Source organism: Nostoc sp. JL33, from assembly GCF_017114985.1.
Lineage (GTDB): Bacteria > Cyanobacteriota > Cyanobacteriia > Cyanobacteriales > Nostocaceae > Nostoc.
The window spans coordinates 102,913-128,071 of the sequence record NZ_JABXKP010000021.1 but is presented as its reverse complement, the minus strand read 5'-3'; the positions used below and the strand labels follow the sequence as shown (position 1 = coordinate 128,071).

18 protein-coding genes and 1 pseudogene are annotated in these 25,159 nt (G+C 41.9%); 12 read left to right on the top strand and 7 right to left on the bottom strand.

Features of this window, described 5'->3' with window-relative positions:
* Positions 1 to 117: 117 nt before the first annotated feature.
* Positions 118 to 1,416, top strand: a complete 1,299-nt coding sequence (locus HWQ23_RS05010) for a diguanylate cyclase domain-containing protein (protein ID WP_292824426.1) — start codon at positions 118 to 120, stop codon at positions 1,414 to 1,416.
* Between the two features lie 178 nt (positions 1,417 to 1,594).
* Entirely contained in the window at positions 1,595 to 2,155 is a 561-nt protein-coding gene (locus HWQ23_RS05005) for a sugar O-acetyltransferase (protein ID WP_292824423.1), read from the top strand.
* Between the two features lie 3 nt (positions 2,156 to 2,158).
* Here HWQ23_RS05005 and HWQ23_RS05000 read toward each other — a convergent pair whose 3' ends face one another.
* Together HWQ23_RS05000 and HWQ23_RS04995 are read right to left on the bottom strand one after the other, a co-directional pair.
* Entirely contained in the window at positions 2,159 to 2,539 is a 381-nt protein-coding gene (locus HWQ23_RS05000) for a calcium-binding protein (RefSeq protein ID WP_292824420.1), read from the bottom strand.
* A gap of 337 nt (positions 2,540 to 2,876) precedes the next feature.
* Complete coding sequence (locus HWQ23_RS04995; protein ID WP_292824417.1) at positions 2,877 to 3,872, bottom strand: DUF1517 domain-containing protein; 996 nt, start codon at positions 3,870 to 3,872, stop codon at positions 2,877 to 2,879.
* Between the two features lie 979 nt (positions 3,873 to 4,851).
* On the opposite strand from HWQ23_RS04995, the gene HWQ23_RS04990 reads away from it, so the two are divergent.
* Both HWQ23_RS04990 and blaOXA read left to right on the top strand, forming a co-directional pair.
* Positions 4,852 to 6,081, top strand: coding sequence for a glycosyltransferase family 4 protein (locus tag HWQ23_RS04990; protein WP_292824414.1), 1,230 nt, complete (start codon positions 4,852 to 4,854; stop codon positions 6,079 to 6,081).
* Between the two features lie 61 nt (positions 6,082 to 6,142).
* Complete coding sequence (gene blaOXA, locus HWQ23_RS04985; protein ID WP_292824411.1) at positions 6,143 to 7,060, top strand: class D beta-lactamase; 918 nt, start codon at positions 6,143 to 6,145, stop codon at positions 7,058 to 7,060.
* Here blaOXA and thiS read toward each other — a convergent pair.
* Both thiS and HWQ23_RS04975 read right to left on the bottom strand, forming a co-directional pair.
* Entirely contained in the window at positions 7,057 to 7,269 is a 213-nt protein-coding gene (thiS, locus tag HWQ23_RS04980; protein ID WP_292824408.1) for a sulfur carrier protein ThiS, read from the bottom strand. The genes blaOXA and thiS overlap by 4 nt on opposite strands.
* A gap of 73 nt (positions 7,270 to 7,342) precedes the next feature.
* Complete coding sequence (locus tag HWQ23_RS04975; RefSeq protein ID WP_292824405.1) at positions 7,343 to 8,458, bottom strand: thiamine phosphate synthase; 1,116 nt, start codon at positions 8,456 to 8,458, stop codon at positions 7,343 to 7,345.
* Positions 8,459 to 9,239: 781 nt separating this feature from the next.
* On the opposite strand from HWQ23_RS04975, the gene HWQ23_RS04970 reads away from it, so the two are divergent.
* The 5 genes and pseudogenes from HWQ23_RS04970 (at position 9,240) to HWQ23_RS04950 (ending at position 18,337) form a co-directional block, all read left to right on the top strand.
* Positions 9,240 to 11,243, top strand: coding sequence for a DUF1565 domain-containing protein (locus tag HWQ23_RS04970; protein WP_292824402.1), 2,004 nt, complete (start codon positions 9,240 to 9,242; stop codon positions 11,241 to 11,243).
* Positions 11,244 to 12,015: 772 nt separating this feature from the next.
* On the top strand, positions 12,016 to 12,771 hold the full coding sequence (locus tag HWQ23_RS04965; RefSeq protein ID WP_292824399.1) for a choice-of-anchor K domain-containing protein: 756 nt from the start codon (positions 12,016 to 12,018) through the stop codon (positions 12,769 to 12,771).
* 761 nt (positions 12,772 to 13,532) lie between these two features.
* Positions 13,533 to 14,243, top strand: coding sequence for a conjugal transfer protein TrbI (locus tag HWQ23_RS04960; protein WP_292824396.1), 711 nt, complete (start codon positions 13,533 to 13,535; stop codon positions 14,241 to 14,243).
* Between the two features lie 1,681 nt (positions 14,244 to 15,924).
* Positions 15,925 to 16,557: pseudogene (locus HWQ23_RS04955) on the top strand (S-layer homology domain-containing protein); the annotation flags it as partial.
* A 535-nt stretch (positions 16,558 to 17,092) separates the two neighbouring features.
* The gene (locus HWQ23_RS04950) at positions 17,093 to 18,337 is read left to right on the top strand and encodes an S-layer homology domain-containing protein (RefSeq protein ID WP_292824393.1); all 1,245 of its coding nucleotides are present in this window, start codon (positions 17,093 to 17,095) and stop codon (positions 18,335 to 18,337) included.
* 209 nt (positions 18,338 to 18,546) lie between these two features.
* On the opposite strand, the gene HWQ23_RS04945 is transcribed toward HWQ23_RS04950, so the two are convergent.
* Positions 18,547 to 19,902 (bottom strand): GAF domain-containing sensor histidine kinase, encoded by a 1,356-nt coding sequence (locus HWQ23_RS04945; protein ID WP_292824390.1) that lies wholly within the window; start codon positions 19,900 to 19,902, stop codon positions 18,547 to 18,549.
* A gap of 285 nt (positions 19,903 to 20,187) precedes the next feature.
* On the opposite strand from HWQ23_RS04945, the gene HWQ23_RS04940 reads away from it, so the two are divergent.
* On the top strand, positions 20,188 to 20,505 hold the full coding sequence (locus HWQ23_RS04940; protein ID WP_041566316.1) for a DUF3155 domain-containing protein: 318 nt from the start codon (positions 20,188 to 20,190) through the stop codon (positions 20,503 to 20,505).
* A 448-nt stretch (positions 20,506 to 20,953) separates the two neighbouring features.
* Here HWQ23_RS04940 and HWQ23_RS04935 read toward each other — a convergent pair whose 3' ends face one another.
* Entirely contained in the window at positions 20,954 to 21,490 is a 537-nt protein-coding gene (locus HWQ23_RS04935) for a cofactor assembly of complex C subunit B (RefSeq protein WP_292824387.1), read from the bottom strand.
* Positions 21,491 to 21,639: 149 nt separating this feature from the next.
* The gene (locus tag HWQ23_RS04930; RefSeq protein ID WP_292824384.1) at positions 21,640 to 21,987 is read right to left on the bottom strand and encodes a PadR family transcriptional regulator; all 348 of its coding nucleotides are present in this window, start codon (positions 21,985 to 21,987) and stop codon (positions 21,640 to 21,642) included.
* An 824-nt stretch (positions 21,988 to 22,811) separates the two neighbouring features.
* On the opposite strand from HWQ23_RS04930, the gene HWQ23_RS04925 reads away from it, so the two are divergent.
* On the top strand, positions 22,812 to 23,390 hold the full coding sequence (locus HWQ23_RS04925) for a DUF3611 family protein (RefSeq protein ID WP_292824381.1): 579 nt from the start codon (positions 22,812 to 22,814) through the stop codon (positions 23,388 to 23,390).
* 372 nt (positions 23,391 to 23,762) lie between these two features.
* The gene (serS, locus tag HWQ23_RS04920) at positions 23,763 to 25,043 is read left to right on the top strand and encodes a serine--tRNA ligase (RefSeq protein WP_292824379.1); all 1,281 of its coding nucleotides are present in this window, start codon (positions 23,763 to 23,765) and stop codon (positions 25,041 to 25,043) included.
* Positions 25,044 to 25,159: the final 116 nt, after the last annotated feature.

The window sequence follows — 25,159 nt, the reverse complement described above, 5'->3', positions numbered from 1 at the left end:
TTTATCTCAAGGAACAACACAGGTAGTTAGAGATTGTTTATGATTGAGATGATAACTTTTCTATCGAGTTAACACTTACAAGAAAAATCTGAATCTTAGCAAATAGGTTACTTTAACATGTTCAGCCGCAAAATCCTAGTTGTTGAGGATGAAAAAATCTTAGCCTCAAATATTAGAAAAAGTTTACAAAAACTAGGCTATTCTGTTTCAGAAATAACTAACGCACAAATAACTAAGTATGGTGAAGAGACAATCAAAAAAGTAGCAGAAATTCATCCACATTTAGTATTAATTGATATCTGCCTAGCTGGTGAAATTGACGGTATACACGTAGGGGAAATTATCCAGAATCAATTCCATGTGCCTGTAATATATCTAACAGAGAGTTTGCAATATAAAAGATTACATAAAAATCATCTAAGTGAGCCTTTTAGTTACCTAGTCAAACCATTTATTGAAAGTGATTTATATTTTGCGATTGAAATGGCTCTGCACAACCATCAGATCAAAAAGATATTACACGAAGAAAAACACAGGCTGGGGGCAATTATTAACAGTATGGGGTGTGCAGTGATTGTGACATATCCAAATGGTTCTATTCAAATCATGAATCCCATAGCAGAACTAATCACTGGTTGGAAGCAAAGTGAAGCCTTCGGTAAAGATTTAGTAGAAGTTGTTAACTTAGTTGACAAAGATGGAGAAGAAACAATTAAAAATTTAGCCATACATGTAATAGAAACAGGTGAGATTTTAAGTTTACCAGAAAGCTCTACACTGATTACCAAAGATGGGAATGAAATAGCGATTGAGGATAATGTTGCACCCATCCGTGATCAAAATGGCAATATTAGTGGCTCGGTTTTAGTTTTTCAAGACATCACCAAACGTAAGCAGACAGAAGCGGAACTAATCCGCAATGCGGTTTATGATGGGCTGACAGGATTACCGAATCGTGTTTTATTTTTAGATCGGCTCACACGAGCAATTGAACGTAGCAGACGTAGAAGCGATTATTATTTTGCAGTTTTATTTTTGGATTTAGATGGGTTCAAGGAGATTAACGATCGCTTTGGGCATGAAATAGGGGATGCTTTTTTAGTAGCGATCGCTAGACGTTTAGAGTCGTGCTTACGTAGTGACGATACTGTAGCACGATTTGGTGGTGATGAGTTTACTATTCTTTTGGAGGATATTAAAGACATTACCGACGCCAGCAATTTTGCCCAACGTATTCAAGACTCCTTACGATTGCCGGTTAACCTGAATGGACATCAATTATCTGCTACAGCCAGCATTGGTATTACTTGGAATTTTAAAAATTATGACGAGCCTGCAACTCTGCTGCGAGATGCTGATATTGCTATGTACCAAGCTAAACGGCAGGGAAAAGGTACTTATGCCATATTTAATTAATGTATGGAATATGTATGCTAATCTAGCCGCTACTAATACCAATTCTGTATGAAGATGCACATAATCAGTCCCCCCTTCACAAGGGGGGACGGCGTAGCCGGGGGGTAAATATATGCAGCTTCACAAAGAAACGGTATAAGGTGTATCACACACAACCGAGAAGCCCCATAAGTCTGTCATGGAAAAAACCGAAAAACAGAAAATGCTCGCCGGGGAATTATATTTGTCAGAAGATCCAGAATTGGCTGGCGAAAGTAAGCGAGCTAGTCGTCTCTTGCGAAGCTACAACTCCACAACTGAAGAACAGCAAGAGCAACGGCAACAAATTTTACAAGAATTATTTGGGAAAGTAGGTCAAAAAGCATTAATTGTGCCACCCTTCCACTGTGACTATGGCAGTAATATTTTTGCTGGCGACAGATTATATATGAACTATGGCTGTGTAATTTTAGACTGTAATACAGTTCACATTGGTGAAAATGTCTTATGCGCTCCTTATGTACAAATTTATACTGCTTATCACCCGATAGAGCCGGAAATTCGTCTTTCTGGTAGAGAATTAGCTGCCCCAATTAACATTGGCAATAATGTCTGGATTGGTGGCAGTGCAATTATTTGTCCAGGTGTAGCTATTGGTGATAACACAACCATTGGTGCTGGCAGTGTAGTTGTCAAAGATATACCTGAGAATGTTGTCGCTGCTGGCAATCCCTGCCGCGTCATTCGGTATTTGTCCTAGAATTTAAAACTTATATTCTCTAGCAATCCAATAGAGCCAGTCTGCGATCGCTTCTTGAGTTTCACTGTCAGCATCAATGGGTGCTATTTCAGATAATTTTGCAGAATATACATCTTCATCCTTACCATTAATGTAAGCGACTTCTACAAGCATATCTTTCAAGCACTCATCATCTGGGGCCATTCCCAGCACTTCCACTTGTTTCTCCTGGCTAAAACCTGATTTGCGTCCCTTCTTAGTCCATTTAGCCATAAAAGGAAAATTCAGAGCCTCTTCGAGGTAATAGTACCAACCCATAGCCCGGTCTTCTTTATCTTCAGCATCTACAATGATCTCTGTTTTAATGCGATGCTCTCGGTTTTTGTCGGCTTCAACACTAGGCATAAGATAACGCTTTACGTATAATGCACTTTGATAATACTACCAAAGTCTTGACTAGGAATAATTTTTCTAAAATATAGTTAAGTATATAAGACTTACGCATAAGAGATACTCCAAACCCTTTAACAAGGTGGCTTTTAGGGTTACCCTTTTTTATCGGGGATTAGGGGGGATCTAGGTTTCAGTTTTCAGTGCGTAAGTTATGCGATATCTAAGTTATACAAAAAACCGCTTGTCATTGACAAACGGTTTTTTAGTTATTGCCCTCAAGGGGGAACTTATTTGTTGCGCCAAGATGCCAAGTTTTGTCTTAGCGCTAAAGCGAGAAATTTTTTAGAGATTAAACAAGTCTCAAATCAGGATAATTTGCCAACACATCATCAGATGTCAGGGTATCATTTTCAGCTTGCGGAGTCCAAAGAACTTCAATTGCCAAAAGTTTTTCGCTAGGGATACTACCAATTTGGCGCAAGGCTTGACGCAAATCATCACCACTGTTAATCGCTGTGGGGATTTGAAACTTACCTAATGTTGCCGCCAGCAAGGTGACAATAATGTATTCACCAGGGCCTTCGGTAAATAAGCGGGTGGGGTTGTCGAGTTCACCTGCCGGGGGTAAAGCATCTTTGGCAAGGGCTGCTTTTAGCTGGTTGTTGACGTTAGAAAGAGTTTCTTCGCTAAACTTGCTGCGTTCTGCCAGTGATAGCCGATTAAACTGACTTTCAGCTGAATTTAAACTGGCTTGTTGAGTGCCACCACCTGCATATACAAAGTATTCGGGATGGCGGAGTAAAGCTAGGCTGGCTTCTTGCAGAACTTCTGCTCTCCCCTCTGGGGTGTTAGTATCAGCAGTTTCAGCAATCTGGTTGAGTTCATTTTGCAATTCACGGGCTTGAGCTAATAAACCTACTTGCAAACGAGTCACAGAAACAGGAGAGTTGCTGGTGTAATCTGCTTCTGGTGTTTCACCGCCAGAGACGCGGCGGAAAGTTTGCAATAAGAAATTAGCGATCGCCAAGAAAATTAAGATGCTAAATATACCACCAAATCCTCCTCCAATACCCCAAAAGGGAATTAGGAAGGGAAAGCCAAAACCACCACCACCAAAGCCACCACCATAACCACCACCATAACCACCAGGATAGTATCCGCCCCCGCTAGGAGGTGCATAGGTGCGGCTCGACGAAGGTACCCTAAAGGAGCCACCACCGATGCGACCGCCACTCCGGGCTGCTAATGCTCCATCAGCGTGACTAAGAGCCAAAGCTAACACCAGGCTTAGGGCTAAGAAGGTTTTTAACAGAGGTTTGATGGTTTGTTGTAGTTTTTTACGCATAATACAATCGCTTGAAAAACGGAATTATTTATGATTTATCTCCCTGCTTTTAGGAGTGTTGCGGTATGTCGCTAAGGGCAGCCCGTAACAAGCAAGCAAGTTTGTAGCATTCACTTTTAGAGGCTACATATTCAATTTACCGCGTCTTATGTTGCGTAGGCAGCGATCGCAGGGGGGATTTCTCGACTGGGGAACCGTACCTTAAGATATGTTCACAATCACAGAAATTTCCGATGTCTACGACGGGCTACGCCTACGAGCAATTGTTGCTATGTCTTAGGGCTAGTACCGCACGGCGGAAGTCAAAAGTCAAAAGTCAAAAGTATTATGGAATAGGCTTTTTATGGATTTGAAATGGTTGCTCTATTTACGCCGTGGTGTACTAGTACTTTGAGACTACAGTTCTGAATTATACAGATGATTTTAATTTTTAGTAATTATTTTGACTAATTTTTTTAATACTTCACCTACTTGTTTTCTCATAACCTGGGAGGATATTTTTAACTTATGAATAGCATTTACTACATTTAGCTGCTGGAAATTTACGTATATACAACATCATCCTAGCAAGTGTCCGTGATGCCGATCATTTATCGCAGCCAGATACCAGATAGTTACCAAATACTTACCAAACCTTTGGGCATTTTAGCGCAACATTCCATAGTATTCAGGATTTTTTATTGAGCGTAGCTAAATTTCGTAATTTCCGCAAGAGTTTATCATCAAGCAATTTGGCTATCAGTGCTAGCTTTAATTTATTGTTCATCATGCACATAAATTCTCAAGTAGTGAGAAATTTGCAGCAAAAATAAAATCAACACAATAAAAAAACAATCTTCGTGGCTAATCTTCTAAGATAGCCTTCAAATTTGTCTACCAGATTGGTTTTAAAAGAAATAAAATAATAATTATGGCTTTGAAAGTAATCCTAATTGCAAATAAATTAAAAATTATTTGAAATCTAGTCATCAACTTGATTATGGAACATATTTCTCAACTAACAGCCGAAATCAGAGACAAAGCTGCATACCCAGATATTCTAGTCATATCCCGGATCTTCCTGCCGAAAGAAGCTGTAATTGGGGAATATATCTACGATCGCTGTCTCCAAGATCCAGAACGAGTTATTGTGCTGGCGGCTAGTTGCTCAGGAGATAAAGTATTTGACCAAGGTCAACAGTTTCCTGTTTATCGCTGGTCTTATCCTAGATACTGGCGTAGCGGCTGTGTGGGAAGTATCCTCAAGCCTTTGCTGAATATCGTCTGCTCATTTGTGCTAGCAATCAAACTCTATTTTCGCTATCACTACCGTTATATAGAGTGGGGTCACGGCTATGACTTTCCTTCACTGTTGCTATTGAGCTATTTGTTACCTATTCGGTTTTTTATCTATCTGCACGGCAATGATTTTCTTTGTACTTTACACAATCCCGTGCTGCGATCGCTCTTTAAATTAACACTTCATAGAGCTGAAGGTATTGTTTGTAACAGTACTTATACACGAGACTATCTCAGAACTGCTTTGCGATTAGATACTCCTACCCACGTCATTAACCCAGTAATCAGACCAGAAAAATTTGGTAATGTAGCAAGTCCCAGTAGCCTTGATGATTTACGTGTTCGCGTGCGTCAGACATACAACATACCCGAAACAACAATAGTTATTCTCTCAGTAGGAAGGCTAGTAAAACATAAAGGCTTCGACCAAGTGATTGATAACATCCCACTATTGCTAACTTTTGGGGTCGATGTCCACTATATAGTCTGCGGTCAAGGGCCTTGTGAGGCAAAACTGAAATCTCTGGCACATCGTTTGCGGGTAGATAAGCGCGTACACTTTGCCGGATATGTGCCAGAGCCGGAATTAGCAGGTTATTATGCAGCTTGCGACATATTTGCCATGCTGACTTTATCAGATACTAAACCTAATAGTATGGAAGGTTTTGGTATGGTTTCTTTAGAAGCAAGTTACTTCGGTAAGCCTGTAATTGCCTCTCGCTTAGGCGGTGTTCTAGACACAGTTCAACATGAGGAGAATGGCATACTGGTTAATCCCAATTCTGGTTATGAAGTTTTTCAAGCTTTCAATCGCTTGTGCAAAGACCAGCAGCTACGTGAGCAACTCGGTCGCAAAGGTAAAGAATTAGCCAAGCGTAGAACCCTTCACCGATCGCTATACAAATCAGAGGCAAAAAACGCGATTTTGTGAGATGATGCCATCTAACAAATAGCTCCGCAAATGAGCAAGATTGCGGTATAGAATCTGGTTTATGAAAAATATCTTGTTTCGCATGTGGCAATCCCTTCGGGGTTACGCAAAACGCCGAACGCAATCTCTTGTGTTTACAGTGATTGGATGTCTTGCTGTATTGAGTGTGATTACCTTTGAGGCAATGTATGTTCTGGCTCAACCTGCTTCAACCTCATCTGAACATCCAACAATGCTCGCTGCTAAAGCGCCAAATTTGGGGCGACACTTTCAAGAATTCGGGCGTGAAGGCTCTATCTTGATTTACGACTCAAAAAACAACCGCATCTATGAACACAATCCTCAACGTAATGCAACTAGGATCGCTCCAGCTTCGACATTCAAAATTTTTAACGCCCTGGTAGCTTTAGAAACAAACGTAATCCCTGATGATGTGGCGGTTCTCACTTGGGATGGAATTCACCGAGACATTGATGCCTGGAATCATGATACGAATTTGCGTCAAGCTTTTAAGGATTCAACTGTTTGGTTTTATCAAGTATTAGCACGTAGGGCTGGATATGAACGGATGCAGCAATTTATTAATAAAGTAGGTTACGGGAACCGTCAAATTGGCACCGCCGCAGACATTGATCATTTTTGGCTACAGCAGCCATTGCAAATTACACCCAAAGAGCAAATTAAGTTTTTGCAGCGATTGTATCAAGGCGATTTGCCTTTCTCGCAACGGACTATAAATCTTGTTAAAGATATTATGGTACGTGAACAAACTCCAGACTACACATTGCGTGGAAAGACAGGATGGTTAACGAGTACCAAACCAGAAGTTGGTTGGTTTGTGGGTTATTTAGAGCAAAACAAAAACGTCTACTTTTTCGCAACAACCCTTGATATGTATAAACCAGAAGATGCACCCGCCCGCATCGAGATTACACGACGCAGCCTCAAGGATTTGGGCTTGCTGGCTCAAATTAACTAACCACCACCGACAATAGTTACCACTTCTAAGCGATCGCCTGGCTGCACTTTTGTTTGCGGCCAAAACTGGCGGTGTAAAATTTCACCGTTATACTCTACAGCCACTAAGCGGGGGTTAAAACCCAATTGTTGGAGGAAGTCGGGTAAATAAGTTTCAGATGAGCAACTATGGGTTTCCCCATTTACCTGAACCGTAATCTCATTAGACATAAGCTATCTGGGAAATTGGGCATTGGGGATTGGTTATTTATTTTGGACAAATGACAAATGACAAATGACTCTTTTAAAGTTCTGGTTTAATGCGATTGAGTTGAGAGAGGAAATATTGCGTCACCAGAGTAGGCTGTTCGGCTTGGATGAGCGATCGCACCACCGCTACACGTTCGGCTCCCGCATCAATGACATCATTGATATTATTGGCATCTATTCCCCCAATGGCAAACCAGGGAATTGAGCAATTTTTGGCAGCATAGCTGACATATTCTAAACCTGCTGCTGCCTTACCTACTTTCGTGGGAGTTTCATAAACTGGCCCCACCCCAATGTAATCTACACCTTCAGCAATTGCTGCTTGCATTTCGTCTTTATTTGTGGTAGAAAGACCTATCAAACGCTGGGAACCCAGTAATTGTCGAGCAATCGCAATAGGCATATCTTGTTGTCCCAGATGCACCCCATCTGCATCGACAGCTAAAGCTAGATCGACGCGATCGTTAACGATGAACAAAGTGCCGTAGATATGGCATAACTGCCGTAATTTTCTAGCTTGTTCCAAACGCAAAGAATCATCGGCGGTTTTGTCGCGGTACTGTAGGAGCGTTAATCCCCCTTTGAGAGCAGCTTCCACAGTGCTCAATAAAGTTTCACTAGGGGAAGTAACAAGATACAGACGCGATCGCCACAACAATTGATGGCGCTGATGACCCATTAAACTACTTTCTAGGGTATAAACCTGATAGCGCATCTGCTTACAAGCTTTAGCCATAGTTGGGTGGTAAAGCTTGCCGTATTCTTCCAGTACCCGCAATGCTTCTTCTGTGCGGCAAAAGTTAGCTTGCAACACCGATTTGATACTAGATCGTTCTTCTTCTTGAGGATGAGTTAAATCAGTCCCAGGATCGCCTGGTGTATCTCGCGCCGCCCGCAATTCCGAGGTATGCCACTTGCCTACCTCTTGTCGCAGGCGCTTGCATTCAAGAGCCAACTGAGCATTATTCAATCCAAACCGACACCATTCCTCAATAATTCGCAAGCCCTCACGAGCGCGGTCTAAATTGGCATCTAAAATCCGGTAGACAACCTGCTGTATTTGCTCTTTTTGGCTGTATGGCTCGACCATTACAACAACCCCGTTAGTGCTTTCATCCAAATGTGAATTATCATATGTCCTAGTAAGCATAAGTTAATGAATTTGCTTTTTTTTACTCAATTTTTACTAAATATACGCACAACAAGGTAGTAGTGAGGGTTACGGTAAATTATCCCATGTTCCTATAGGCAGTGATCGGGGTAGTTTGAGGCTACAGTTTTGCACTAAGATTAGTCAAGTATTTTAGGGTAAAAGACAAGCTTACAAAGGACTGGGAAGAGCGGATACACATCATCAGAGAGTTGTGTTTCCCGATCCTCAACCTCGTTGATTGCTTCCTGAAGCGGTGTCCATCTCGGCTAATCTGGGCATAGCGCGTTTGAATCAGCTTTGCGTGAGAGTAGATTGGCGATCCGGTTGAGATTATGGATTTTGATTGGGGACTTCCAAGAAATAAATTACTACTACTTGTGGGGTGGGCCGAAAAGCCCGCCCAGTAACCAAGGGCGGGCTTTTCGGCCCACCCCACAATAAATAATTGGATATTTTTTTATTTGTCAGCCCCTTGCTTCAAAGATATCTATTGACATAAGGGATTTCTAACAAATAAATTACTACTACTTGTGGGGTATTTTTTTATTTGTCAGTCCCTAATTCAAGGATTCGCCATATAGCCTCACTCTAAAAGAGTGGGGGTATATGGCGTTCGCGTAGCGTGTCCTTTAGGACAAGGTATTGTTGAACAGACACAAAATCATTTATTACTCTGTATTAAATATCGCCAATCCGTGAATATGTGAGTAATATTATCGACATAATACTTTCTAAGAGTATAAGAATTTATTGTTACTTTTAAGGAGTTGTGTTAAATATGATTCCCCATTGTGTGTTTCCTAAGTACCGTAGAGTAGATGTTCTGCTTGCAAAACTGAAGTTTCTGGAATCAGCAAGGCTTTTATTTTTTCGCTTTTCAGTATTATCACTTACCGTAGGCATGGGAGCGGCAAGTATGGCGTTCCTGGGTACAAGCATGGGTAGCGCGTTAGCGAAGCTCTCTGAAAGAGAAGCCTCTGTCTGCGACACGCTGCGCGAACGTAGAGAAGGCATCGCTCAGATTCCATTGCCACCAGATTCAGCGCCTCTGGGTGAAAAAACAAATTCTCAGGTTAACGTGCTGTTTGTCAACCCTAGTGTTGGAGATGGCAAGGCAGGCAATGGCAGCGAATCCGCTCCTGTGAAAACGATTACTCAAGCGTTGCGATTAGCTAATACTAATACTGTAATTATGCTCTCCACGGGCACTTATAGCGCCGAAACAGGAGAGATATTTCCCTTAATGCTGAAACCGGGTATTTCAATTCAAGGCAACCCTAGCAATCAAGGTAAGGAGATTATCATTCAGGGAGGTGGTGATTACCTGAGTCGGAGTTTTGCCGGTCAAAACGTCACAATTGTTGGAGCAAACCAAGCCTTGCTCACTGGGGTGACAGTGACGAACTCGAACCCCCGTGGTTATGGTTTATGGATTGAATCTAGCAATCCGGTAGTCGTGGGAAATACATTTACTGGTAGTACCCAAGATGGCATTTCTGTCAGTGGTAATGCTGCACCGACTATTAGCAAGAATTACTTCGATCGCAATGGAGCCAATGGGATCACAATTGCCGGTAACTCCAGTCCGCAAGTGAAGGAAAATGTCTTTCACCAAACGGGTTTTGGGATCAATATTGCCCAAAATGCCGCTCCTGTAATCATCGGCAATCAAATTCAGAACAATAGAACTGGAATTGTGGTGCAAGCAAATGCCCGCCCGATTTTGCGGAATAATTCTATTCAAAATAATAAAGAAGATGGTTTAGTTGCGATCGCTCAAGCAATGCCAGATTTGGGTAGTGCATCCGAACCTGGGGGTAATCAATTTCAAAATAATGGTCGCTACGACATTAACGCCAGCGCTGCTAAACAGGTAATGTCTGCTCCTGGTAATAACCTGGTGAGCGATCGCATTACTGGCAAGGTAGATATTAACGCTACAACAGCACTAGCAGCCCCAACTTCTCAACCCGCCCCTGTCCCCAACAAGGTGTTGCGAGAAATACCACCAACTGGGGAAATCACCTTCTCGGCTCCGGAAATCCCTGAAACTACCAATCGGCAAACAGGGCCATTACCCAGCAACACCATTTCACCAAATAATCGTGTTACTCGACAATTAAACAGTCAACTGCCATTGTTGCCTGCTAATATACGACTTTCGGCACCCATATCCAATCAACAGCCACCCACTTATAAAGCTGCTAGATTTCCTACTCCTAGCAGCTTGTCAGGTAGACAAATACTAACTAACACTTCAAGAGTTGCAAATCCCAGTCCAGCAGAGCCGCCTGATATACCACAGTTGAATTATGTACGGCTAGATCCCAATCCGATTGAGTTTACTGCTCCTGGGTACCCATCCAATTCAGTTGCACAAGCACCAGTCCCAACCATGAAGGAGCAAACACAGCAGCCATTACCAATACTAGAAGCTGCTCCCTCAAATGCTGAAGCACTTTTGCCAGTTCCTGATAACAATATCCCGATTAGCAATACTCGCAATATGCGAAAACTACCAGTACCTGTAAGTTCTGCAAGTATGCCCTATGGCGGGAACTCTGCGACACACATCGGTGTACGTTATCGGGTAGTAGTTCCACTCTTGACTAATAGGGATCAAGATTTAGTGCGATTCCTTGCTCCTGGTGCGTTTCCCACAGTCTGGCAAGGTCAAAGAGTTATGCAAGCAGGAGTATTTAGCAGCGAATATAACGCTAAAGAAATGCTCAAAGCACTCTCTAGCAAAGGTTTAAGAGCTATTATGGAGCCGTTGAATTAATCGGACTATCATCAACAGTACTGAGTGCTGTTAGCGGATAGCTAAGGTTTAGCCAAAGCGAATTTCAACAGCGTAACCAGCCCCTGAAGCCAGTTTTGCTAAACCTCCAGACTTATATTTATCGAACAGAATACATGCGTCAGTCGTCAGAATACAGGAAAGGTATTCTGACCGAAAAAGCGGATAGCGTAGCGTAAAGCCTACGGCATGGCAACTCTTGGAGACGCTACGCGAACGCTTAGAGCGACTGTGCGTAGCGTCTGAATAACTGGGTTTAAGACCCCCACCAAATTAAAAATTTGGTGGTCTTCTCTACGAGACGCAAGCGCGAACAATCAGTGGCGGGTCTGAATCCCCCATTGATTGATTCTGAATTCTGAATTCTGTATTCTGTATTCTTCTTCAATGATAGTTTCGATGCCATTTAACGCGATATTAGCTAGTAGTGGACTTACTACACCTCCTTGGGCTGTTCCTTGTTCAGGAAACTCTGGGTTAAAAAGAGTAACTTGATATCAACTTGACAATTAATCAAGGAACAAAGTGAAGGTAGCGATCGCAAACAATTTTACTAATTATAAAGTAGGTGATAAAATATTTTAATAGGCGATAAAGTAAAATTTAATATAAATTTTTAAATAAGATATTGATATAAATATATAAATATTTTATAAAAAAATACAATAAATATTGGGTATTTTCCGTAAATTTATCCTGGTAGACTGGAGACCTAGTTGAGAGAAGCTCCAGGATGAGAATTGAAACCTAAGTTATGAAACTAAGTTTGGTTTTTACTACTGCTATATCTAGTTTTTTTGTGAGTGCAACCACAGGATTTAGTTTCTCTGGTCAAGCACATGCTCTAAATTTTTCTGGTATCTCTAGTCCTACATGGGGAAAACCTACTCCAGGAAGTATAGATACCGCTCCCATATATACAGGTGTGGGAAGCAACACATTTACTTGGGGTGATCCTAATGTCTGTCCACTAAGTACAAATACTCCTAGTGGGTGTACAGCAACAGACTTAAATAAACTTACCTTGAATGGAAATTCATTTTCAACTGAGATTAACTCTGTATTCAAAATCGCTGATTTAACTTACTTTAATGGAACGGTATTTGAAGATACAGGCGTTGAATCTGTACCTTTAAATTTCAATCTATCCTTCAGCCGTCCCAATGGAATCGGCGAAGTTTTTGATTTCAAGTTGCATCTAGTAAATACACGTAACGATGCAACAGATCCTGAAGCAAATGCAGACTTTGTATTTATAGACACAAATTTGAGTAATCGCAGTTTCACCTTTGAAGGCAATAAATACACGCTGGAGCTAACTGGCTTTAATCCAGACGTTAGCCAGACAAGTATTAAGGCTCTTGAAGGAGCTACAACTACAACAGCTATTTATGCTAAATTCAAAACCGTACCTGAACCTGCAACACTGGCGGGTCTATCCTTGCTAGGAATATACCTGATATCTCGGAAAAAATTCGGCCAGGTTGATAAAACACAAAGGCAGCGTTGATTGAATTCTTAAGTAAGCACGAGTACTTCGGTAGAAGTGGTTAGAGGCTGTTTGACTCAGCCCGCACCGCTCTAGGTGTCAAGAATCCCATCTCTAGCGAGACGCTTGCACGAAGGCTAAAAGCCGTCAAAGAAGTCAAACTAGGGAATTTTCCGGCTTCAATATGAGGTTTATAGTGGTTCTCGTACCTGCGGGAAGCCCTACGAACGGTACGCCAGTTGACTCAAGTCTGTTAACCTGCCCACACAACAGGCTCCAGTATTCCACGCAATTGAAAAACCCTACATACCCCATATTTCATACTTGTTGATCGCAATTGAATAAATTTTAACCCAGCACAAGAATTGCTGCGATCGCATCAAAATTTATTGTTAATAACCCGTTGCTGAATTCTGACAAAGAAAGCAAAAATCTTTCCCAAGCCCTAGCAAATAAATCTAGAATGGAAGCAAGAGTTCGCAGTCAGCCCATTCGCCTCTATTCAGTGTTCTTCTTGTGAACGTGAACAATGAAATAACTGCGGAAACTATTAGACCTATTTTGCGTCGTGTGAGTATCTCATCCCCTATTTGGTGACGCACATTAGCAGGATACAAATTCTCAGGAGCGATATCTCCGATGAACTACATCTACATACATGCTCCCCGTCATATAATCCCTTCACCTTCAGAATACGCCTATAGACAGGTCAAAAACAATCAGAAACAATCTCAGTGAATCCTCGTCATTAGATACATCAGATAAACAAAGGTCAACCTCTTATGACTCGCCTACATCAATGGAAATCTGGAACTGCTGCACTTATGGCAATGGCCGTTACTACAACCGTCATTAGCCCCCTATTCAACTTGGCTCCTGCTAATGCTCAATATATTGGGCAAAACAGAATTGGGCAATACGGAAACGTTACCATTCCTTCTGGGGTTGCTTTTCCTGTCACCTACGAAAAAGAGACAATTACTATTGCTCCAGGGGAAACTAAATCTCTAACCTTGAGAATAGCCAATGACATTATCGACAGAAATAGAAATGTCTTAATTCCTGCTGGTACTAAAGTAATTGGACGGCTAGAATCTGTTGACTTAAATAGTTATTCAAGAGATACAGATGAGAACAAAGGAAAAGGCGTGCGGTTTGTAGCTCAAGAATTAGAATTTTCCAATGGTCAGCGTCAGCCGATTAATGCAACTTCTCGGACATACACCACAACTGAAAGAGTTTCACAGGGCCCCAGCACAAATCAGGTTTTAACTGATGCAGCTATCGGTGCAGGTGCTGGTCTTTTAGGTTCACTAGTTACTGGTAACCGCAGAATTGACGATTTAAAACCTGTTATCGGTGGGGCTGCGGGTGCGGGTGCGAGTGTGCTGTTGCGGAAAAAACAAGCAGATGCCTTTGTCCTTAGACCTGCACAGGATTTGAAGCTGACACTGAATTCTAACTTGAATTTAGTACCACCATCCCGCTACTAGATTTAACTCCATTCAAGTCGTGACTTTAATCACCCATGATAGGCGATCGCCACTTTAACTATAGTGTGCGATCGCCTTCATTTTTAACCCTAAAAAATTCTATTTTCCAGCAACTATTCTATTTCTGTATCGTCTGACTCGGTATCCATATTTATTGGAATATTTATTTAGTTGCGTTATCGAGAGGGCTAGGAAAATCGGCTCTATTGTCTTCTGTGTGCAAAATAGTATTCAAAATTACTCAATATCCTGATATTTTTATTTAAGAGTACCGATAAAGGAGTATTTTATTATGGTAATTCCAGGTTTCAGTTTAAGCGCATATCTTGCAATTCCCGTGGCGTTAAGTCTTTTGGCTGGGGGAGAAAGGATAAAAGTATCTTTAGTTAAAAACCTCCGTCAGCTATCCACTAACAAGGAAATGAGCCTATCCAGCCGCGAGCTAATCAGCACTAACGCGACTCCGAAAACATACTATGTTAGTGGTACTGGAAACGACAAAAATAGTGGAGTTTCTTCTTCATCCGCCTTTAGGACAATTCAAAAGGCAGCAGATTTGACTAAGCCTGGCGATACAGTATTGATTATGAACGGAGTATACACAAATTTACCCAAAGTTGGGAGTGTAGTAAATATTAAACGTTCTGGAAATGCAAAAGGATGGATTAGGTATAAAGCATATCCTGGGCATTTCCCAAAAATTCAGCACAATACATGGAACGGTATCCTAGTTTCAAATGGAGCTTCATATATTGAGATAAATGGGCTGGAGGTCATAGGTAACAATGCCAATGTAACCCTTGATTATGCGATGAGTCAGAAGACTAACAAACAAAACCCACTGACGAACGGAAACTGTATAAACATTGACGGACGAACCAGTGATCATGTTCATCACATCCGTATTCTGAACAACAAAGTTCATGACTGTGGAGGAGGAGGTATTTCAGTAATCCAATCGGACTATGTGACAGTAGATAATAACGTGGTGTTCAATAATGCCTGGTACTCAATCTATGGTAATAGTGGCATTTCGATGTTGAGCAATTGGAATTTTGACAACAACCAGGGATACAAGATGTTGGTGACCAACAACAAGAGCTACAACAATCGCATGTACATCCCTTGGATTGCAGTCGGAAAGATCACAGACGGTAATGGCATTATTATTGATAGTTCAAGGAATGATAATAACCCAAAATTGGGTGCATACAAAGGGCGTACTTTAGTTAAAAATAATCTGACATTTAATAATGGTGGATCAGGTATTCATGCATTTTTTAGCGATCATGTTGATATTCTAAATAACACTGCTGTTTTAAATAATCAGAGTCCAGAAATTAAAGGCGCACAAATATATGCTCATACGTCATCTGATGTGAAAATTTTAAATAACATTCTCTATGCTTTCCCTGGAAAAGATATTAATATTAATATTAAAAATCAAAACGTTATTTATGATTATAATATCTACCTGAATACTTCTAAAATAAGTGTTAAGGGCCCTCACGATATTGTTGCAGACTCAAAGTTTTTAAGTAAGTATCCCACTCTGAAAAAAATATCTGCCGATTGGAAATCGCGGCTAGATAAACAAAATCCGCCAACGCGGACTTATGTAGAGTCTAAGTCGGCAGGTTTTGTTTGTGGGACAGTGACTTATCGTTTGCAAGGGAAACTCATCAAAGTGGGATGCTCCCTGCAATCTTTGGCTCAAACGGATCAAACGGCTCAAACTACTTTTTCTGATGTTTCATCTAACTATTGGGCGGCACAATTTATTCAACAATTGTCACAGCGAGGAGTAATTGTCGGATTTGGTGATGGTAGCTTCCGCCCTGAAGAACCGGTGACACGCGCTCAATTTGCCGCTATGATCAATAAAGCTTTCCAAAAAACACAACAACGCCAGGCGATCAATTTTACTGATGTGCCCAGCAACTATTGGGCATCCAGTGCGATTCGGCAAGCTTATAGCATTGGTTTCTTATCTGGTTATCCTAGAAATCGCTTTGCGCCTAACCAGGCTATTCCTCGCCAGCAGGTTTTAGTTTCTCTCGCTAACGGTTTGGGATATAGTCCTAGCGGCAATACCGAAAGGAGTCTGCAATATTTCAACGATGCCTCTAAGATCGCTAGCTATGCCCGTAGCCCGATCGCCGCAGCAACCCAAAAGCAAATTGTGGTCAACTATCCTAATGTGAAGTTGCTGAATCCAACTGCAACTGCTACTCGCGCCCAGGTAGCAGCTTTTATCTATCAAGCGTTGGTTAGTTCTAATCAAGCCTCAGCAATTAACTCGCCCTATATCGTGCCAAACCTCAGCAATTAACTGCCCTATGTCGTGGCTGTCGGGTCTACTACCCCAACACTTAATCATCTCCCATAGGCGATCGCCACTTTAACTATAGTGTGCGATCGCTTTCATTTTTAACCCTAAAAAAAATCTATTTAACAGCAACTATTTTATCTCTGTATCGTCTGACTCAGTATCCGTATTTATTGAGATACTTATTTAACTATTGTAAGAGATAATACGGTGATTAGGCTACTTCTATTGCCTAAATAGAGCGGCGTAAATAATTAAAGGTTTGTAGTCAGGACTTTAGTCCTCAATTTAGGGCTTCAGCCCTCGCTACAAGATAATCTCAAGGTTTTTTATATGACTTAGCCTAGTTTGTTTTATTCTCGCCTACTTGCCTAACTTTTTTCACAGATATTTTTTGCTCATGTTTGTATGTCTAAAGTAATGGTTTTTACAAAAAGCCGAAATAATTGGGAACCTAACACTTCAGTAAATGTCTAATTAATTAATAGTAAAAGCACTACTCGTACTGAAGTAAAAAATAATGCTTACTTTAAATCGTTGGCAATCTCGAACAGCTGCACTCATGGCTTTGAGCATCACAGCCGGTACTGTAGCGCCTTTGATTACAGCTTCGCCATCTTTGGCTCAAACTACTTTTTCTGATGTTTCATCTAACTATTGGGCAGCACAATTTATTCAACAATTGTCAGAGCGAGGAGTAATTGCCGGATTTCCTGATGGTAGCTTCCGCCCTGAAGAAGCGGTGACACGCGCCCAATTTGCCGCTATGGTCAACAAAGCTTTTCAAAAAGCACAGCAACGGCAGGCAATCAATTTTACTGATGTGCCCAGCAACTATTGGGCATCCAGCGCCATTGGGCAAGCCTACACTATAGGTTTCTTATCAGGTTATCCTGGTAATCGCTTTGAGCCTAACCAAGCTATTCCCCGCGAGCAAGTTTTGGTTTCCCTCGCTAACGGTTTGGCATATAGTCCTAGTGGTAATACCGAAAGCACTCTCCAATATTTCAACGATGCCTCTAATATCGCTAGCTATGCCCGTAGCCCGATCGCCGCAGCAACCGAAAAGCAAATTGTGGTCAACTATCCTAATGTGAAGTTCCTAAATCCAACCGCAACTGCTACACGGGCGCAGGTAGCAGCTTTTATTTACCAGGCGTTGGTTAGTTCCAACCAAGTCTCAGCAATTAACTCGCCCTATGTCGTGGCGGCTGTCGGGTCTACTACCCCAACAGCTGCATCAGTCACAATTCCCCAAGGGACTGCTATTGCTGTCAAATATGACAAAGCAGAAAAAATTCTGGTTACAAAGGATGAAACAGCGCCTTTGACTTTGACAGTATCCCAAAACGTGGTTACGCAAGACGGAACTATAGTGATTCCTGCTGGTAGTCAGGTTGTTGGTCAACTCAAACCTGCTACAGGCGGTTCTCAATTCGTTGCCCAGAAACTAGTTTTGGCCAATGGTCAGGAATATCAGCTCAACGCTACTTCTGAAGTGATTACCAAAACTGAAACCGTCAAGAAGGGTATTAGTACTAGTGCAATTATCAAGGATACTGTATTGGGCGCAGGTGCAGCGACTGCGATATCTACTGTGACAGGCGATCGCGCCATTGCTACAGAAGAAATCTTGGGTGGCGCTGGTATCGGTGCATTGGTTGGTCTGTTGTTGGGTAAGAATAGTGTTGACTTAATCGCCATTGACCCAAATACCGATTTACAAATGACAATCAATCAGAATTTGTTGGTTTCACTAAGATAGTTATTGGGCATTGGGCATTGGGCATTGGGCATTGGGAATTAGTATTTACAATTGACATCCTCACCGGACTAAAGCCACGGGGAAACACCCAAGACTCACAACTTGGATTTCTGTTTCCTTCCATTACTGGTTTTTCGCAACTGCCCTTTAGACTTCAAAGACGGGGTTTCTAGCCATTTTTCTGATGACAAATGACAAATGACTAATGACTAATTTTGAACTTCCGGCAACCAAATAATAAACGTAGTCCCCGGCGCATCGGGTGAAGTTAGCTTAGAGTTGATTGTAGGGCTGAAAACCTCGATTTCGCCCTGCATTTGCTCTATTAATTGTTTAGCGATCGCTAACCCTAAACCTGTGCCAGGGATTTCTGTTTGCGCTTGTACACCCCGATAATGCCGTTCTCCAAGATGTTCTAAATCCTGGGGCGGAATCCCAGGCCCATTGTCACTAATGACAATTCCCTGAAAATTAGCCTTTTTTTGCCCCGCCTGAATCAAAATTTTGCCGCCAGTGGGAGTGTATTTCAAAGCATTATCGATGATGTTAGTTAACACCTCTCGTAATGCTTTGATGTTGGCACGTACTAGTGGTAAATTATGTTGAATTTCAGTTATTAATTTTAGCTTTCGTTCTTGGGCGATCGCTTTGGCTGATATTAATAATGGTTCTAATATATCTGCTAGCGAGCAGTCAACTGCTTTATCTCCGGTTCCCGGCAATAATAACAGAGGTTTAGCGTCTTTTTGGATAGTTGCTTCCACAAATACTTCATCTTCCGCCAGATGTAGTGGTGCTAAATCTGCCTCTGTCAAGTCAATTACTTGATCAAATTGTTGCAGCAATTCTTGGAGGCGATCGCTTTCGCGCACAATACTATTTGCCACATCCCGGTTGACGTCTGCTGGTTGCAGTCGTTTTAATAGCAGTTTGCCAAAAGTCCGCAACGCCGTTAATGGGTTACGAAACTGATGCAATAGGTTATCTAGCAAATCGCGCTGTTTTTCTTGGAGAATTTGTTGCTCACGCAACTGTTGCTCAAACCATGCTCGTCGCTGATCTAAAATACAAGCGATCGCTAATGTTTGGGCGATCCGTTGAATCTGACTTTCCTCGTGTTCATTCCAGGTGCGGTCTTTCCTACCTGTCACCAGTAACCCCATCATCACACCCTCATAGACCAGAGGTAAAACAATTTGGTTGCCACTAACTAGGTATTCCTCTTTTAGATGGGGCCCAGACGCATCTGGTATCTCCGACTCCCGTGAGGAAGTTGGAGATTCTGAACCTGGTGTCAATAACCTTCTCTGACGATTGGGTAATATAAACACATTTCCAACTTGAAGTTGCTTGTGTGCTGTCGCTTCAGCAATCTCCTCCCTTGAAGGTAATAATGCTGTTTCCGGGTAAATCACCACAGGAATCAGTTTGGCTTCTCCTGAAGGAGTCTCTACCAATTCTTGTGTTAAGTACACAATACTTAAAGTTGCTCCCAGCCCTTGGGTTAGCAGCGCTATTTGCTCTCGACACAGAGCAAGAAAATCGGAACTGGCAGACATTAACATTTTTTAGCTCTTGCTCAAGATTACACATTTTGAGGCATGATTAAGAGAGGATACTTAATTTTTACCTCACTCATTCAATAAAGCTTAACTAAAATCTTCTTAGTGATGGCTTGTACCAGGGGATTATATCCAAATGGTAATTTTGTTTTCTCTATCTCCAAAGATATTAATTTTCTTATATTAAAAGGTGAAAAACTATTGATATTTTGAACTAGAACCTATATAATGACGACGGATTTTGTAGCTATCACTACAATCTATAGCTTGAAAGAGGAGGACAATAGATTGGCAAGGAGACGCAAAAGGAAGAGTCGTCGTCGTCAGGAAGGACGGCGCATTTTGGAACATGTGCCTCAATATAGCATCGAAAGTGGCGAAGAAAAACCTGTGACAGCAGCGAGAAGATTCATTCAAGCTGAAGGTATTTTGCCACCGGCGTTGCTACTTGTAAAGCGAAATGAACACACTACAGATCGTTATTTCTGGGCAGAAAAGGGACTGTTTGGTGCTCAATATGTAGAGGAAAACCATTTCTTGTTTCCTAGCTTGAGGGTGTTAGAACCTTCGCCAGGTCAAGAACCTCTTGCTTTAGCTAGTCGGTGAACCAAAGATGGTCATCTTAGGCATTGAATGTGGCTCCTGACTATCATTAACTGGCAAAATTGCTAAGTTTATGCAAAATTTAATTTTTTTTTAGTTTGTAGCTGATTTGCCAGTAAATCTAGTCCAGGTAATTGGAAAGTCAACTTGTCTCAAACCACACTAGGTTACATAGGTTGATAGTAGTCTCATGATGCAGAAGGGAGTTGGTATAGAGCCAAGCGCCTCCAAAAACGCTAGTGAAGTTGCGCTCTTATGCCGTAGATTGTTAAGCAAGCTCTGTCAACAAATTTAAGTTAATAAATTTAAATTTTTCCCCACGACACAAGTTGTGGGGAAAATTGACAAAGCACCAACATTGATTTCCTCCTGCCTACTTTCCATTGCCTAAAGAGTAGGTCAGGTCAGAAGTCTGCATATCATAGTTAAGAGATGGTCACAAAATCAACAATTATTCACCAGCCTTTAGCTGTAGAGTCCTCTGTAACTCACTGAGTTCATCTCGATGGGCAACTACAGTGATCTTACTTGAGGAGGTTTGTTCGCTCTGAGTTGTTTCTACTTTGAGCGACACCTTCTCAAGTCTTCCAGATTTTTGCCAATAAAACAGACCGCTTAAAGGCGACAGCAGTACCATAGCCAGAACAAGGGTACTGAGGCTGAGGCTAGGAAAAAGCATGGATACGACCAAAGATAGACAAACAATACCAGTAGCTGCTAGTAGAGTTAGAAATATAGCTAAGAACCAGCTGGGGCGAACATTACCTTCAAAAGTCACCTGATTTTGTTCTCGGTTTACCGCTACCACTCGGTAAGACCGCGATCGAAAATACTCTTTTAATTGAGACATTAAACCAGCTTCGTCTTGCTCAGATACCAGTTGTGCTGTTTGTGTGCGGTCTTTAGTCGAGGCACGAATAAAGAAAAACAGCCCAACCGATAACAACAAGGTTAGCAGGAACGTAGATGGCAGAATAGGAGTATCCATAACTAATTGTTAGTGTTTGACTGGAGGAGACTTATTCATTATCAATTATTCGTTATGCCAATTTGAACAATGATCGCGACAAATAAAGTGCCAAAAAGCGATTACCAGAAGGACTCTTCCACAATCCCAAATCTAAAATCTAAAATGGATTACTTTGTCCTGCCGTTGATGTAGTTTTGCCAAAGGAAAGCTAAATCCTGCGCTTGAACTTGCCATTCTGGAGAAACCTGGTACATCCGCCTGGGGCGTCCCCGTCCTTCGAGTTTCTTCCAATATCCACTGATTGCCCTTTGATCTTCCAGAAATTTGATTGCACTATAAAGTACGGTATCCGAAAGCCTATAAGTGGAATATTCAGTTTCTAATTGCTCAATCAACTCGGTTCCGTAGGATTCATTTTGTAACAAAACAGACAGTATGTAACAAACTGCTACTTCCTGACAAAGGTAAGTTGGCGGAGGATTCTCAAAGAATTGATATATATCCTCAAGTTTCATGGTTAGTGAATGGCTAAAAAAATGCCTTAGGGTAAATATAAAATCCTTGTAGTCAGTATACAGTGCTACTACTAAGTGAGTAATACATATAAAGCTACTTAGACTAAATTTCCAAAGCGTAAACACCAAATAATTACCCACGCCTGTGAAGTTGTGGGACGAGTTTGCGAGTTTTAGGGACACAAAATAGTGTACCCCTACCCAAGCTCGATACGGTGTGGTGAGGAGCGAACAGATAGCGGCAAAGTCACTATCTTGGTGTTAAGTGATGCCGAGCTGGTTAGAACTGCGTAAGCAATAAAATGCCATCGAAGAAATTTTACAGGTAAAATGCTATTTTGTCTGTAAAAGTTAATAAACACTTTGTTTTACAGTGATTTTTCCAATGCAGATTCTAAAAGTTTAAGCTAAGGAATATGTCTGGGTTGAAGCTGCTGCGCCTGTAGACACACCTAAGCAATAACCATTTCTGATTTCCTCGACTTGAGAATCTCTTGTCTTATTTGGCAAGTGTGATAGTAAATTTATCAAAGAAGACCTGACTTTTTACCTCATGTGGAAAACCTAACGATTAACCTAACCCCTTCCTGCGTCGGGAAGGGGGAAAATTCAAAGTCTCTGACGCCACTTGCTTTAAGTTGGCACGCAAGGGCGCAGTGGCTCTTCGTTCTCCTTCTAAAAGAGAGGTGAAGAAGAGAGGTTTTCCAGATATCGTGAAAAGTCAGAAAGAAGACCCAAAGACAAAGGGGACGAGGGGAAAGAACTCTTCGTGTCTCCGTGTCACCGTGTCTTTTAATCAAGCGCCCAGCACATTGGTTCACAGTATGTCACAAACTCCCGATGCTCCATCATCTTCCTCAACTCTTAGGGCAATTGCCCAAACTTTTCGCCTTACAGGTTGGATTAGCTTCTGGATTCAGCTAGTACTAGGCGTTGTTTCTAGCATAATTGTGCTGCTGTTCGCCATCTTTAATCAAAGAACTGGCAGTTCTAGTAATAATCCTGGGACTGGCTTTGGCGTATTTTTAGCAATTTCTGGACTGGTTATTTTGGGCGGGGGCATTTATTTAGCTTACCGTTACACTAGAATTGGCAAGCAACTGGTATCCTCAAATCCCAGCAACCGCCCTCGGAAAAGCGAGACTGTGCAAGTATTACGCTTAGGGCTGTGGGTGAATTTAGCAGGAACGCTGGTGACTCTTTTGGGGGCGCAAGCGATCGTTGGTACGCTGGTAGCAAGATCCATATCTCCCCAAGCTATAACTACCCAATTGTTTGACCCAACCCGGATTATTAGCGGTCTAGATATGCTTGTGGTACAGGCAAACACCAACACTGTTTCAGCCCACTTTGCCGGGCTTGTGGCGTCACTTTGGCTACTCAATCGCATTAACCGAGCTTAACGCTCTTTTATGACTCTAATGAAAGAAAAAAATGTAGGTTGGGTTGAACAAAGTGAACCCAACAAAACCAAGGATTTTTTGTGTTGGCTTACCCTGTGGGATCTTGCTACGTCCCTCAAACGCCACTTGCTTGCTTGTCGGCAGAGCCGCCCAACGCCGTGGCTCCCCAACCTACCCCGAAATTTATACCCATTATCTACTTTCCTAGCCCAGGCAGTGATGCTAGGGTAAAATTCTGATAACAGGTTAAGACTGATTTTTCTGAAAAACTTTGTTTTTCCAGTCACAGCAAACCAAAATTACTATATGCTGGATGCTTGTGTGGTAACTGTATTAACAAGAAGATAGTAGGCTAAAAACTGAGAAAAATCTGTGCTGGATATCAAGCAAATACGGGAAAATCCGCAATTAGTTCAAGAACGATTGAATAGTCGTAGTGGTAAATACGATATTGAACCGATATTAGAGTTAGATCGGCAACAACGGGAACTAGAGGGGAGGCGTAGTCAACTCCAAGCCCGTAGCAACGAAATCGGTAAAATTGTCGGGCAAAAGATTAAATCTGGGATCAATCCTCAAGACCCAGAAATTCAAGCTTTGCGGGATGAAGGTAACTCTGTCAAAGCTACGTTGAGCCAACTCGAACCCCAAGAAAAAGAACTCAAAGCTGAAATTGCCCAACTTGTGTTGGCACTTCCCAACTTGCCAAGCGACTCTACACCCCTTGGAAATAATGAGGAAGATAACGTAGAAGTGCGACGTTGGGGTGATGAGTACATTCCCCAAAATCCGAATATTCTTCCTCACTGGGAAATTGGCGAAAAGCTAGGTATTCTCAATGTTGAACGGGCTGTAAAAGTTGCCCAAAGTCGCTTTGTGACATTGATTGGTGCTGGTGCGGCATTGGAGAGGGCATTAATTCAATTTATGCTGAGTCTCCATACTCAAGCTGGTTATGTGGAAGTTAGTCCGCCACTGTTAGTGAATACTGAGTCTTTGACGGCAACCGGTCAGTTACCCAAGTTTGCTGAAGAAAGCTTTAAATGTGCTGATGACGACTTGTGGCTGATTCCTACGGCGGAAGTTCCAGTTACAAATCTCTATCGGGGTGAAATTCTCGCTGCTGAAGACTTGCCTATTTACCACTGTGCTTTTACTCCCTGTTTTCGCCGCGAAGCTGGTAGTTATGGGCGCGATATGCGGGGATTAATTCGCCTGCATCAATTTAACAAGGTGGAAATGGTGAAATTTGTCGAACCTAGTACGTCTTTTGATGAACTTGAGAAATTGGTGGGGAATGCAGAAGCAATTTTACAGGCGTTACAGTTGCCTTACCGAGTAGTAAATTTAAGTACTGGGGATTTGGGATTTGCCTCTACCAAAACTTATGATTTAGAGGTTTGGTTGCCCTCTTCTGGCAAATACCGCGAAATTTCTAGCTGTTCTAATACTATAGATTTCCAGGCGCGACGGGCTGATATTCGCTTCAAAGAGGCGGGGAAGAAAGGTACCCAGTTTGTACATACTCTAAATGGTTCGGGTTTGGCGGTGGGACGGACTATGGCAGCAATTTTGGAGAATTATCAACAACCTGATGGGACGGTGAGGATACCAGAAGTGTTGCAACCTTACTTGGGTCGTGAAGTTTTGTAATTTGTCATTGGTCATTGGTCATTTGTCATTTGTCATTTGACCAATAGCTTCTTGCATAAATATTTTTTTGTCTCATGCAAAGGCGAGCCAGTACTTTGGGCCGACGTTGATGTAAC